Genomic DNA, 13,777 nt, shown 5'->3' on the forward strand with positions numbered 1-13,777 from the left:
CTAGACAAAATGACACCAAATGAGTTTTACTATGATCAGCTACCCCAACAAAACAAGGTGGCTTAACTAGAGCGGAATATCACTTATAAATACGCTTTTAGTTGTTCAAACAAGTGGGACCACCTCTGTTGTCATAGGTATTGCGTAAGGCATCGGCACTGCACCCCTGAATCGCATTGCTGTTACACGTCGGTTGGAAGGGTTGATAAGCTGCGGTTGAGCGTTTGAAATAAGCAGGTCCATGACTGCCCATTTGGTGCAATACAATTAAATGTGAGCGCGTGTCTTTCGGGTCCAGTTGAGCAAGATAAGCCTGTAAACTGTCTACTAAAATTTCGTCTAAACATTCACCGCTGGCATCACACCATTTTTGTTTTAGTTCTGCAGGAATTTGATATTGCTGCACCCGATCACAGGCACCTTTACAGCCTGAATTGTTATCAATCCAAGTGACTTGATAACCTGCACGCTGAGCAATATCCAGTAATCCTTCACGGTGACTTGCCAGTTGTTCATCATAATTTTGGCGTGGCATCCCCGAGAACATGCACGGCACAGAAACAGCCGTGGCTGTACCACAAGAGCTGACTTGAGTGAAATTAATCACAGGCAGCTTAGAGAGTTCAGGGTTGGTATTTTTTGCGTAGCCATTCAGCGAGAAGCTTTCGGCACGTGCAGTTTCACCAACCACCAACAGCATAATTTTGGGTGCTGTGCCTGTTTGCGCACGTTGAATTAAATGTGCATCTTCACCATAGCGCAGCAGCGGCAAATTCTGTTTGGGTGCTTTCTTTTTATAATACGATAGACTAGAGGCAATCGCATTTTGTGGAGAAAGCATGCCTTTTAAATCACGATGCTCGCGGAAGATTGCAGCATAATCCACATAAAAACAGAACAATAAACCCAAAATCAGCACAATCGAAACTACACTGCCTAAAGTCTTTTGCAGTAATTGACGGGCAAAATGAGTCGGCTGAATTTTAACAGATCACACCAAGACCAATGGCAATAGTACAAACAGCACACTCCAAACCACTAAGCGTACAGACAAAAGATCACGTACTTCACGTACATCGGTTTGCAGCATATTTTGAATTTGGTCTGCGGTAATCACTACGCCCAAGCTATTAACAAAATAAGCGCTGAATCCACCGACTACAATCAAAATACTGGCTAATATTTTGGCATTCCAACGCCAGTTCAGCCATTGCAGCAATAGGTTATACGCCGATATGATCACGATCACGGTTGCGCTCAATAAGCCTATGGCTTTAATGCCCTGATAAGGCGTGAATTGTTGAATTTTCTCATAAAATCCATAGTTCAATACCAAGCCTAACCATAAGGCAAGCAGCAGATTGAAATAGAATAATGAAATTGGTTTTTGCCAAAAGCGCAGTCGGGCAAAGAAAGACGGAGCAAGTGGTGATTGGGGCTGTTTAGACATCGTCAATGATTCAAAAGACCTTAAGATGCTTTAGCTTAAAATTTGAAACTTAAAACGGACTTAAAATTGTGGGCTAAATATGTTGTGGGGTTTATTGGAATAATTTTGAAGATAGAAGAAATTTTAGAGATGTAAACTTTGTATGGGCAAGCTGCTCATTCACGCTATTTCTGAAGTTTCCCCCTATCTCTGAATATATTTTTATCCAAAGATAGGGCAGAGATTTACACTGAATTTCCTAGATTTTTTAAGCCACAGCGACATGGAACATTGAACCAATCCACGCACTGAATACCATGGCGACAATACCCCAGATCATGACACGCAATGCGCCTTTCCACATACTTGCACCACCGACATAGCTGGCAAGCGCACCCATAACCCCTAGACTAATTACACCAACCAACATTACGCCTTTGTCTAACAGATGTTCAGGTAAGAGTAAAATAGACACCAACGGGAATAATGAACCTACAGTAAATGCCAATGCCGACGAAAAAGCTGCCATAAATGGCTGCGCTGAGGTGTGTTCTAAAATACCAATTTCGTCACGGGCATGGGCATCTAAAGCATTGTGTGCAGTCAGTTGTATGGCGACTTGTTCTGCCAATTCGGCATCTAAACCGCGAATCATATAAATATTGGTGAGTTCTTTTAGCTCATGCTCTGGATTGAGTTTTAATTCGCGTGCTTCCATCGCAAGGTCATTTTGTTCAATGTCTTGTTGAGATTTCACCGAAATATATTCACCTGCTGCCATAGAAGCAGCGCCCGAAATTAAGCCTGCAATACAGGTAATTAACAATGTTTGAGAAGATGCACCACTGGCTGCCATCCCCACGACCAAACTGGTCACAGAAATGATCCCATCGTTCGCACCCAATACTGCAGCACGTAACCATCCAGACCGTTCAATATAGTGTTTTTCGAGGTGGTAAGAATGTGGCATAGATCAAACTCTCTTGTTATTCAATTTTCGTTTATTGATGTGTGATATAGCATAAATCATTCTAAAAAATTTATCGTTTAAAAATGAGAGGTATTTCACAAAATAGATGAAGTCGTAATGTGGTTTTTGAGTTTGAGCTTGGAGTTTTTTATAAAATTTCCTTAAATTTCAACCTTTAAATGCCTTAAAAAATGATCAATAGCTTGTAAGATGATAAAAGAGATTGATTCAATCAGGCTTGCAAGTAAATAGGAAATATCGTGATGTCTTTTCAGAATATTGTCGTACCTGTAGTGAGCGAAGTCAGTCTAAAAACCATTCATCGGTTGGGTGCAGGGTAAAGTATGCCTAAATTATCTCGTGACTTAGTATCGCCAGACGTATTTGACTTAAAGTCATTTATTTCTCCTCGCATTAGGGGTAGATGTCGCACTTGCAGAAGTCATACGTGGACACGGTACAATTTATGATGCAGAAGTCTGTGATGCTGCGGTTCGTTTAATTAATGAAAAAGGGTATGAATTACCGCGCTAAAATATGCGTAATGAATAGTGCTAAAACTTGATTGTTGTGCAGTTTATTGGAGAGATTCTTAAAAAGTGTTAAATTTATCTCGTAAATTATATAGAATGCTCACTAATTCAAATTGTTTTTATATATAATACGCTCCCATAAAGTAACAGATATTCAAAGTTTCCCCCCACACTTCCCCAAAGTGTGATTTTTTTTATGCTATGTATTAAAAAAGATAGGGATGTAGATTTCCTAAGTCAAATTTAAGCTGACAGATACAACAATGGTTTCTAACAAGTGGATAACTGTCAGGTCTTGTTTGAATGGGGGAGGCTTAATTCCAAATCACTTCCCCAACTCAATATCCTTCAAAATCACACAATCTGCCTGCTCATCCCCAGAGCAATGATCTGCAGAGCTTTGTAGCCAGTTCGCCATTTCCTGTAATTGCGCAATCTTCTGTTTTAAGGTTTCAATATGTTTAAGTGTGAGCTGCTTTACTTCTGCACTTTGTCGGTCAGCATTTTTCCATAAACCTAGCAATTCTTTCATTTGCTCAGAAGAGAAACCCAAATCCCGTGCATGCTTAATAAAAGACAAAGTTTTTAAATCTTGCTCAGAATAAATCCGATAACCCGAAGCAGAGCGTATGGCGCTATCCAGCAAACCAATTTGCTCATAATAACGAATCATTTTGCTGGAAATACCCGATAGCTTAGAGGCTTGACCAATATTCATGTGACTTCTCTCATAAAAAGGGCGTAGAACAATCTTCTAAACCCTTTGTGTGTTGCATTTAAACCTGTGCTGCTTGGAAATATTTTAAGCGGAGCGCATTACCCAATACAAACACTGAAGATAATGCCATCGCGCCTGCAGCAAAAATAGGCGAGAGCAAAATACCTGCAAACGGGTATAGCACGCCTGCAGCAATTGGAATCAAGGCAATATTATAAATAAATGCCCAAAATAGATTTTGACGAATATTGCGGATGGTGGCTTTACTCAAAGCAATTGCATTGGGCACACCTTGTAAATTGCCCGACATCAATACAACTTCGGCTGCTTCAATCGCAACATCTGTACCTGTCCCAATCGCAATTCCAACATCGGCTTGTGCCAAAGCAGGGGCATCATTAATACCATCACCCACAAAAGCCACACGTCCAAATTGCTGTTGTAATTCACGTACAACATCGACCTTGCCTTCAGGTAAAACCTCGGCCACCACATGATCAATCTGTAAACGTGCAGCAATTGCCTGAGCCGTATGTCGGTTATCTCCCGTAATCATCGCCACTTTTAAACCCAGTTGATGCAACGCTGCAATAGCAGCAAAAGTCGTGTCTTTAATTGGGTCTGCAACGGCAACAATGGCTGCCAGTTGTTGATCAATCGCCATATAAATGGGTGTTTTGCCTTCTTGTCCTAAACGTGCAGCTTCTGCATTAAAAGCGCTAACATCTAGCCCAATTTGTTGCATATAACGGTCTGCACCAATCTGAATACGTTGACCATTCACCAGTGCTTCAATACCTGAACCTGTGATGCTGTCAAACTCGGTCACAGGCAGTAAACTGACTTGCTTTTCTGTTGCAGCTTGCACAATCGCCAGTGCAATGGGATGCTCAGATTTCGCTTCTACCGATGCCAAAAGTGCAAAGACCTGATCTGCATCAAAACCCGATTGCACATGAAAATCGGTTAATGTTGGTTTGCCTTCGGTGAGCGTTCCTGTTTTATCCACCGCGACCACTTTAACATCTTGCAAAAGCTGCAAAGCTTCGCCTTTACGAAACAGCACGCCCATTTCTGCGCCACGACCTGTTCCCACCATAATTGAAGTCGGTGTGGCTAAACCCATCGCACATGGGCAGGCAATAATTAGAACAGCGACTGCATTGACTAAACCAAAGGTTAGGGTAGGTTCTGGGCCAAAAATAAACCACACAATAAAAGTAAGTGCAGCCAATAACATCACGGCAGGTACAAACCACATGGTCACTTTATCCACCAAGGCTTGAATAGGTAATTTAGAGCCTTGCGCTTGTTCGACCATACGAATAATTTGCGCCAACACCGAAGCTTCACCAATGGCAGTAGCACGAATATTTAGTGTGCCATTTTGGTTGATGGTACCGCCTACAACTTGATTGCCCACTTGTTTTGCCACAGGAACAGGTTCACCTGTAATCATCGATTCATCTATATAACTATGACCTTCGACTACTTCACCATCTACAGGAATACGTTCACCCGGGCGGATTTCGACAATGGTATTGGAACTGACTTCTGCCACAGGTACTTCAATGATTTGACCATCTCGATGAATACGCGCAGTTTTGGCTTGCATACCAATTAAATGCTGAATGGCTTGTGAAGTGCGACCTTTGGCTTTGGCTTCGAAATAGCGCCCTAGCAAAATTAAACTGACAATCACTGCCGCAGCTTCATAATAAACATGCACTGTGCCTTCTGGTAAAAGCTGTGGCATAAATGTCGCTACCAATGAAAAACTGTATGCAGCCAAAGTTCCCACAGCCACCAAAGAGTTCATATCAGGCGCAAAACGTAACAGCGCTGGAATCCCTTTTTGATAAAAACGACGTCCTGGTAACAGCAGCACCAATGTGGTTAAAGCAAATTGAATCAACCAACTTTGTTGTTGCCCAATATTGTGCATCACCCACATGTGAAAGGCGGGAATCATGTGTGAGCCCATTTCCAGAATAAATACAGGCAAGGCTAAAATCAGTGAAATTACTAAATCACGTTTCAGTTGTTGCTGTTCCAGATTCTTTTTATCGTGTTGTTCGTTAGAGTCGTGTTGCAGCAGTTTGGCGTCATAACCTGCTTTTTGAATCGCTCGAATCAGGTCTTGGCTAGAAACTGTGGCATTCGGTTGAATCCATGCGCGTTCAGTCGCCAAATTGACATTGGCTTGTTCTACACCAGACACTTTCTTTAAGGCTTTTTCGACACGTGCTACACACGAGGCACAGGTCATGCCATCAATAGACAGTTCTATTGGTTGAATGGCAGCTACATCAAAACCTGCACGTTGCACTGCCTTAATGAGCAGTGCACGGTCTAAAGGTTGCGATGCGTGAATCAGTGCTTTTTCTGTTGCAAGATTCACTTCAGCTTTTTCTACACCATCGACTTTTTTTAAGGCTTTTTCGACACGCCCGACACATGAGGCACAGGTCATGCCTTCTATAGACAAAGTTTCCTGATAGGGAGAGGCATTTGGGTGTTTTGCGTCCATGGTCGTCTCTATAATTTGGAGGATGTGTTTAGCATATAGATTGACACGATGGTAAGGTCAAGTAAATTTTAGCCCAAAATAGGCTTGACCTTGCCAGCATAGTAAGCTTTAAACTACAGTTCAACAAAGGCAGAAGTGTGGAGTTCGCAATGAAACTATTGATTGAAAATATGACTTGTGGCGGTTGTGCACGTGGTGTCACGGCAACCATTCAAGATGTTGATCCTGCTGCAAAAGTTGAAGTCGATTTAGCGACTAAAATTGTGACTGTGGAAAGCACTGCAACAGTAGATCAAATTACCGCTGCATTGGCAGAAGATGATTTTCCTGCACAAGTTCAATAAAACTGCATCATCTAAGAAGCTCCGAGTGAGCTTATCGTAAGGTCAATTGGTCAACTGACGAATTGACCTATTTTTTTGCCTGCCGATTTTTTTCTCGTTGTTTTTTGATGTGACCAACTGAATACATTTTGATCACGAAGATGCTAAACCAAGCCAATCAGAAGCTGAGATTTTCTAACTTCAAGCTGAGTTTCATTCATTCAGGGCTGAAATCTACTGAATGAACTATGTGCTGTCCTCTAAAATATACTCTTCAATATTTATCGGAATAAAAATATTTTTTGGTTTTAACTTGTTGTTATTGAAATATTTATTTTAATTTTTAAATTTAAGGGATAACAGAAAAACCATCATTTTTAGATGTTTTGCTGCATATTTTAAATTAAGGTGAATAAAATTCACTTTGGACTGAGGTTAAATCATTTTTATTCACTTTGTCGTTCCAGTATAAATACCCTCATTCAGAAATTTTAACTTTTTAAATTTGGGTAGTAGATCATCATGACAAAGCCATTCACCTGTTCAATTAAACGTATTCGTTTTGACGAAAACTATGAACCTGCTAACAACACGCGTTTAACCACCAATTTTGCAAATTTGGCGCGTGGTGAAAGCCGTCAGGAAAATTTACGCAGAACTTTAGCGATGATCAATAATCGTTTTAACTCGCTGGCATCTTGCGATAACCCAAAAGGTGATCGTTATTCGCTTGAAATCGACATTATTTCTGCAGAAATTGATATTGAAGGAAATGGCAAAACTTTTCCATTCATTGAAATGCTAAAAAGTACGATCACAGATCATCAAACAAATGAACGTATTGAAGGCATGATTGGCAACAGTTTTTCATCGTATGTTCGTGATTATGATTTTAGTGTGGTCTTGCCAGCATTAGGCTGCAAAGTAAATGAAAAGCCTGAAAGTTTTGGTGATTTACATGGCAAGCTTTATCAGCATTTGGTCAGTTCAGCAGTGTTCCAAGCTGAGTTTCAAAAACAACCTGTGATTTGCCTGAGCGTATCAACCACAAAAACTTATTATCGTACGACCAATGTGCATCCTGTCTTAGGTACAGAATATAAAAATGATGAATATTCAAGAACCGATGACTATTTTGAAAAAATGGGTTTAACCGTGCGTTACTTCAAACCTGAAAATAGCAATGCACCGCTTGCGTTCTATTTTTCTGGCGATTTACTGCATGATTACACAGATTTTGAGTTGATCAGTGCCATCAGTACTATGGAAAGTTTCCAGAAAATTTATCGTCCTGAAATTTATAACACCAACTCACCTGCAGGCGAGGTCTATCAGCCAAGTTTGAATTATCAGGATTATTCATTAACCCAAGTTGTATATGACCGTGTTGAGCGAGGTCAGTTGGCAGTCAAGCAGGGCAAATGGACTGAAGAAAACTTTATCAAGCCTTATCAAGATATTCTTGAACAATGGGCTGCCAAGTTCGTGCCGCTACATGCTGCCAATCAAGAACGTGTTGCTTAACTTAAAATACAGATAGAAGATTCAAAATGGCTATTTTATTACCGACCTCAACGGCTGGCAGTTTACCTAAACCTTCGTGGCTCGCAGAACCTGAAAAGCTTTGGTCAGCTTGGAAATTAACAGGGCAAGAATTACTGGACGCAAAACAAGATGCGCTACGTCTATCACTGCATGAACAACAGCAAGCAGAGATTGATATTGTGAGTGATGGGGAGCAAACCCGTCAGCATTTTGTCACCACCTTTATTGAACACCTTGAAGGTGTCGATTTTGAAAAACGTGAAACAGTCAAAATTCGTGATCGTTATGATGCCAGTGTCCCTTCTGTGGTGGGTGCAGTTTCTAGGCAAAAACCAGTCTTTGTTGAAGATGCCAAATTCCTGCGTTCACTGACAGATCAACCCATCAAATGGGCGCTGCCTGGTCCTATGACCATGATTGATACTTTATACGATGCGCACTACAAGAGCCGTGAAAAACTGGCGTGGGAATTTGCCAAAATCCTGAATCAGGAAGCGCGTGAACTTGAAGCAGCAGGCGTGGATATCATCCAGTTTGATGAACCTGCGTTTAATGTGTTTTTTGATGAGGTGAATGACTGGGGCGTGGCAACATTAGAGCGCGCGTTAGAAGGTTTGAAATGTGAAACAGCCGTGCATATTTGCTATGGCTATGGCATTAAAGCCAATACCGATTGGAAAAAAACACTCGGCTCAGAATGGCGTCAATACGAAGCAGTTTTCCCAAAACTACAGCAGTCTAATTTGGATATTATCTCACTGGAATGTCACAACTCACGTGTTCCGATGGATTTGCTTGAACTTATCCGTGGTAAAAAGGTGATGGTGGGTGCGATTGATGTCGCAACGAATACGATTGAAACAGCCGATGAAGTTGCAGATACATTGCGCAAAGCATTGCAATTTGTCGATGCTAACAAGTTGTACCCATCGACTAACTGTGGAATGGCACCATTGAGTCGTCAGGTTGCACGAGGCAAGTTACAGGCTTTGGCTGCTGGTACGAAGATTATTCGCCAAGAATTATCTAGTTAAGCGTTCGATCAGGCGAAGTGAATTCAAGCCAAGTGAATTTAAGTTAAGTGAATCAGGGATGCTTTTTCAGGCAAAAAGCATCCTTTGAACTTTCTAAAAAAGTTGAGTGTTGGAATACGGTGATGGTTAAAGCAACAGACTTCAAAAATGCAATGTCTTTCTTATCAAGTGCAGTCAATGTAGTGACGACAATGGGAGATGCAGGACGTCATGGTTTTACTGCATCTGCGGTATGTAGCGTGACAGATACACCGCCAACATTATTGGTGTGTATGAACAAATCATCGCGTTCTCATCTCAGTTTTTTAGAGAATAAAGTGCTGTGTGTGAATGTGCTAAATGCAGAACAAGAACATCTTTCCAATGCATTTGCCTCATCAAAATTGAGTTCCGATGAGCGTTTTAAGCAGGCTGAATGGGCTGCTTTGGAAACGGGCGCTCCTATATTAAAAAATGCATTGGTCAGCTTTGATTGTGAAATTTCGCAAATTCAAGAAGTGGGGACGCATACTATTTTTATTTGCCCAATAGTTGCCATTCAAAAAAATCAACAAGATCAGGCGTTGGTTTATTTTAATCGTCACTATCATCAAGTTGGTGAAACTGAGTTTGTTTAATTCGCTATAAAATATTGCAATATGCGATAATCAGTTTATACTTGATTTATAGCAAAATGCGATAAAATATTATGCATGTGATCACCCACGCTAGAATTATAGAGGCAATGCACAAGTGGCCACAGGCTGAAACAGCACTCGATGGTTGGTATCGAATTATTAAGGCAAATGATCCGAAAGACTTTGCCGAAATGAAGCAGTTATTTCCAGCAGTTGATAAAGTTGGAAAGTTTCATGTATTCGATATTGGTGGGAATAAGATTCGACTTATTGCTGTTGTGATGTATCAGGCAAAGCGTGTGTATATTCGTCATGTGTTATCCCATAAAGAATATGACAAAGGTCATTGGAAGGAGGATTAGTATGAACGCAATGATTAAACAGGCTGTAGATCACTGGCACTACGTTGCTCCTTTGCTGAGTAAACCAGAAAATGAAAAAGATTTTCATGCACTTGTCGAGGCTTTAGATGAGCTTTTAGATATTGTTGGTGATGATGAAACGCATCCTTTAATGGGGCTGATTCATCAACTCGGTGACTTGGTTTCTGTTTATGAAAATGAACACCTGCCTATTCCTCATGGAGATGGTCGTGCTGCTTTAGCTTTTTTAATGGCGCAACATGGATTAGGTCAATCTGACTTGGCAGAGGTTGCAACTCAATCTGTGATTTCGGAGATTTTAAGCGGCAAACGCCAGTTGAATATTCGTCATATTAAAGCGCTGTCTGAGCGGTTTAAGGTTTCTGCTGATACATTTTTCTAAACGATTTTATATTTTTTAGACATTTTATTTTTAGATATTTAAAAATAAATAGCTCCGAAGATGCCGCTGCATGTCGTTACCCTGAACCCGAAAAAGTTCAAGGCGGACGCGACGCATACTTGCTGGGTTTCCCATACGAGATGGGCATACGCTCTAAATATGCAGAACACAATCCTAAGATTTAAGTATCGGCAGGGATATAGACTCGCTGGCGAACACCTCAGAGTTAGAATTAGTATAACCCATCTCAGTTGCTTGGCAACTCATGTTCACGAATTAACTGTAAAGATAGAGCTTGTTTGCATAGCCTTTATGCAAACTTAAGTCAAAAAAACGACACTTAAGTAAGGGCTTCAACTTCTTGCAAAATGGTGCTGAGTAAACGCTCACAATGCTCATAATGCTGCAAAGATTTATTCATAGAAAGAACCTCTTGCATCAACTCTAAAGCCACCACAATAATCAGTTTGCTCGGTTCCATATTGGGCGCTTTACGACGAAACTCATCATAGCGTTCATTCAATAATTGTGCTGCACGCTCTAAATCTTCTCTTTTTTCTTCAGTTGTGGCTAAACGGAAACTATGTCCTAAAACACGTAAATCAATTGGAATTTGAACTGACATATTAACCTTCCTCGCTCACTTCGGCAGGGTGGGCAAGTTGTTGAATTTCTTGCGCATGATGATCTTGAGCTGTACCTAAAATTGCAAGACGCTGAATAATAGCTTCAACTTTGGCTTTGGCATGCTCATTTTTTTGTAACAATCTTTCACGTTCTTGTTTGAGTGTCTGAATTTCATGCTGATTCATACGCTGATCATTCAGCATTTTTTCTTTCAGAATGCGTAATTCATTGCGCTCAGCCAAAATTTCCTGAAAGCGGTTTTTCAAATCAGTACAGCTTTTTTCCAAACGACTGTAACGGTCTGCCAGTGCTGTCGCATCTTGGTTTAACTGCTGAAATTGCGCCTGAGTGCTGCTTAATTGCTCAGTCAGATTCTCAATTTCATCTTGCTTGGCAGTAATAATGCTGTTTCTTTGCACAATTTGTGCATGATGCTGTTCCTCAGCAGTTTGCTTGGCTGTGCTGAGGGCGGTATTTTCACTTTCATAATGATCAATTCGTGTTTTTAAAACATCAATATGCGCTTGTAGACGCTGTAATTCTTCTAACATATCGTGGTCGCACAGTATTGCAAACAAAGGTAATATATACGAAGTATAGAGATTGGATAAACGAATGCAAGACGATATTTCAGGTTGGTCGGAATGGTTCCGCAATTTTTCTAACATTGAAGAAATTTCAAGCCCAAGTGAGTTACATGGCTTGCTGACAGGTATAGTTTGTGTGACAAATGCACCAACTGAAACCGAGTGGCAGCAGATTTTAGAAACCCTCAATGTGCCAGAATTAGAGCCAGCCGCACTGTCACTTTTAACCGATGAATCGGAAGATGTCGCACATACTTTGTCTGAAGATGAGTTAGATTATCTGCCGTTATTGCCAGATGATGAACATCTTTTACAAGAACGTGTGCAAGCTTTGGCAGATTGGTGTGCAGGCGTTGTGCTTGGTTTTGGTTTGGCTTCTGGGCATATTCGTTCAGATGAAATTGAACTGATTGAGCATTTACAAGATGTTGCTGCGGTTGAATTTGAAGATTCAGACAATGATGAAGAAGGCGAAGAAAGCTATCAGGAATTGTATGAATTTGTACGTTTGATTCCTGTGAGTTTATCTGTAGGACGTAAAAAAGTGTCTGTAGAAGAAAGCTCTTTATTGCAAAACTTACATGCTAAGTCGCGTCAACAAACCGTACAAACAACACAAAACGCAAGTGCTGTTGTTGAAATGTTTACGCCACACCGTCCGAGTTAATCGGGCGTTGTGTGCCTAAGTATGTCGGTGTAAGGTGCTTTAAGTCATTACAACAATCATATTTTCATCATTTTATATATGTAGACCGTATTTATGAAAAAACTGACTCAAGTCGAATTTAAAGAACGTCGTGATCAACTTGCAGAACTGATGGGACCCAATAGTGTCGCAATTATTGCAACCAGTCCTGTGGCAATGCGTAATCGTGATGCAGATTATAAATATCGTGCCGACAGCAGTTTTTTCTATTTAACAGGTTTTGCTGAACCTGAAGCAGTTGCGGTGATTGAAACCTATGAATCAATTGATGAAGGTTATACCTACACGTTGTTCTGCCGTGAACGTAACCGTGAAATGGAAATCTGGAATGGTTATCGCGCAGGTTTAGAAGGTGCAATTGAGCTGTTTGAGGCAGATGAGTCTTTTGCAATTGCGCAATTAGATGCAGAAATCATCGCCAAAATTGTCAATAAAGACACGTTGTACTATCGCTTGGGGCATCAGACTGAATTTGATGTACGTGTTGCGGCATGGAACCAACAAGCTGATGCACAACATCGTCAAGGCAATACTGCACCTGCCAAAATTGTTCAGTTAGATCGTTTGCTGGATGAAATGCGTTTGCATAAAACTGAGTCTGAATTGGAACTGATGCAAATTGCTTCAAATATTAGTGCAGAAGCACATACTCGTGCCATGCAAACAGTAAAAGCAGGCATGATGGAATATGAGCTAGAAGCTGAACTGAATTATATTTTTGGTAAAAATGGCTGCGTACCTGCCTATAACAGTATTGTCGGTGGTGGTGAAAATGCCTGCATTTTGCATTATGTCGAAAATGACAAAGTGCTTAAAGATGGCGATTTAGTCCTGATTGATGCAGCCTGTGAATATCAGTGCTATGCCTCAGATATTACCCGTACTTTTCCCGTGAATGGTCAATTCAGTCCAGAACAAAAAGCACTGTATAACATTGTATTGGATGCGCAAATTGCAGCAATTGAAGCTGTACAAATTGGTAACTCCTATAAAGAACCACACCATGTTGCGGTGCGTATTTTGGTGCAAGGTTTGCTTGATCTAGGCATTATGCAGGGCAATTTAGAAGAAATTATTGCTTCGGAAAGTTATCGCCAGTTTTATATGCACGGTACAGGGCATTGGTTGGGTATGGATGTGCATGATGTCGGCAGCTATAAACACGGTGAAGACTGGCGTGTTTATGAAGAAGGTATGGTGGTGACCGTTGAACCGGGTCTATACATTGCACCCGATGATGAAACGGTAGATGCTAAATGGCGTGGTATAGGTATCCGTATTGAAGATGATATTGTTGCGACTGCGAACGGGCCATTGAATCTGACTTCAAAAGTGGTGAAAACCGTAGAAGAGATTGAAGCATTGATGGCAAAAGCTAAATCTGCTTAATTGG

General features: G+C 40.9%; 13 protein-coding genes, 1 other RNA gene and 1 pseudogene. 8 read left to right on the forward strand and 7 right to left on the reverse strand.

What is annotated here, in order from left to right; genetic code table 11:
* Positions 1-127 precede the first annotated feature (127 nt).
* The 4 genes and pseudogenes from FTU70_RS08235 to FTU70_RS08250 form a co-directional block, all read right to left on the reverse strand.
* A pseudogene (locus FTU70_RS08235) lies at positions 128-1,450 on the reverse strand (phosphoethanolamine transferase); the annotation flags it as partial.
* Positions 1,451-1,697: 247 nt separating this feature from the next.
* Positions 1,698-2,399, reverse strand: a complete 702-nt coding sequence (locus tag FTU70_RS08240; protein WP_096902719.1) for a VIT family protein — start codon at positions 2,397-2,399, stop codon at positions 1,698-1,700.
* Positions 2,400-3,257: 858 nt separating this feature from the next.
* Positions 3,258-3,650, reverse strand: a complete 393-nt coding sequence (gene cueR, locus FTU70_RS08245) for a Cu(I)-responsive transcriptional regulator (protein WP_180060437.1) — start codon at positions 3,648-3,650, stop codon at positions 3,258-3,260.
* A gap of 58 nt (positions 3,651-3,708) precedes the next feature.
* Entirely contained in the window at positions 3,709-6,180 is a 2,472-nt protein-coding gene (locus FTU70_RS08250; protein WP_180060438.1) for a heavy metal translocating P-type ATPase, read from the reverse strand.
* 149 nt (positions 6,181-6,329) lie between these two features.
* On the opposite strand from FTU70_RS08250, the gene FTU70_RS08255 reads away from it, so the two are divergent.
* The 6 genes from FTU70_RS08255 to FTU70_RS08280 all read left to right on the forward strand — a co-directional run bounded on the left by FTU70_RS08255 (position 6,330) and on the right by FTU70_RS08280 (position 10,464).
* On the forward strand, positions 6,330-6,524 hold the full coding sequence (locus FTU70_RS08255) for a heavy-metal-associated domain-containing protein (protein WP_004970528.1): 195 nt from the start codon (positions 6,330-6,332) through the stop codon (positions 6,522-6,524).
* Between the two features lie 501 nt (positions 6,525-7,025).
* On the forward strand, positions 7,026-8,027 hold the full coding sequence (locus FTU70_RS08260; RefSeq protein ID WP_154320486.1) for a putative oxygenase MesX: 1,002 nt from the start codon (positions 7,026-7,028) through the stop codon (positions 8,025-8,027).
* A 26-nt stretch (positions 8,028-8,053) separates the two neighbouring features.
* On the forward strand, positions 8,054-9,082 hold the full coding sequence (locus tag FTU70_RS08265) for a methionine synthase (protein ID WP_179988915.1): 1,029 nt from the start codon (positions 8,054-8,056) through the stop codon (positions 9,080-9,082).
* Positions 9,083-9,204: 122 nt separating this feature from the next.
* Complete coding sequence (locus FTU70_RS08270; RefSeq protein WP_004970523.1) at positions 9,205-9,699, forward strand: flavin reductase; 495 nt, start codon at positions 9,205-9,207, stop codon at positions 9,697-9,699.
* A gap of 71 nt (positions 9,700-9,770) precedes the next feature.
* Positions 9,771-10,061, forward strand: coding sequence for a type II toxin-antitoxin system HigB family toxin (locus FTU70_RS08275; protein WP_019836372.1), 291 nt, complete (start codon positions 9,771-9,773; stop codon positions 10,059-10,061).
* 1 nt (position 10,062) lies between these two features.
* A complete protein-coding gene (locus FTU70_RS08280) occupies positions 10,063-10,464 on the forward strand; it encodes a type II toxin-antitoxin system HigA family antitoxin (protein WP_004970519.1) in 402 nt (133 codons plus the stop codon).
* A gap of 47 nt (positions 10,465-10,511) precedes the next feature.
* Here the strand turns inward: FTU70_RS08280 and ssrS are convergent.
* From ssrS to FTU70_RS08295, 3 genes are all read right to left on the reverse strand, one after another.
* A non-coding RNA gene (ssrS, locus tag FTU70_RS08285) (6S RNA) lies at positions 10,512-10,694 on the reverse strand.
* A 110-nt stretch (positions 10,695-10,804) separates the two neighbouring features.
* On the reverse strand, positions 10,805-11,089 hold the full coding sequence (locus tag FTU70_RS08290; protein ID WP_004970518.1) for a cell division protein ZapA: 285 nt from the start codon (positions 11,087-11,089) through the stop codon (positions 10,805-10,807).
* Position 11,090: 1 nt separating this feature from the next.
* The gene (locus tag FTU70_RS08295) at positions 11,091-11,642 is read right to left on the reverse strand and encodes a hypothetical protein (protein WP_180060439.1); all 552 of its coding nucleotides are present in this window, start codon (positions 11,640-11,642) and stop codon (positions 11,091-11,093) included.
* A 64-nt stretch (positions 11,643-11,706) separates the two neighbouring features.
* Here FTU70_RS08295 and FTU70_RS08300 point away from each other — a divergent pair, with 64 nt between their 5' ends.
* A complete protein-coding gene (locus tag FTU70_RS08300; RefSeq protein ID WP_180060440.1) occupies positions 11,707-12,345 on the forward strand; it encodes a UPF0149 family protein in 639 nt (212 codons plus the stop codon).
* Between the two features lie 93 nt (positions 12,346-12,438).
* Positions 12,439-13,773 carry a Xaa-Pro aminopeptidase gene (gene pepP / locus FTU70_RS08305; protein WP_154320488.1) on the forward strand — a complete coding sequence of 445 codons (1,335 nt, stop codon included), beginning with the start codon at positions 12,439-12,441 and terminating at the stop codon, positions 13,771-13,773.
* Positions 13,774-13,777: the final 4 nt, after the last annotated feature.

This window comes from Acinetobacter sp. YH12135 (genome assembly GCF_013418565.1).
Taxonomy (GTDB): Bacteria; Pseudomonadota; Gammaproteobacteria; order Pseudomonadales; family Moraxellaceae; genus Acinetobacter; species Acinetobacter towneri.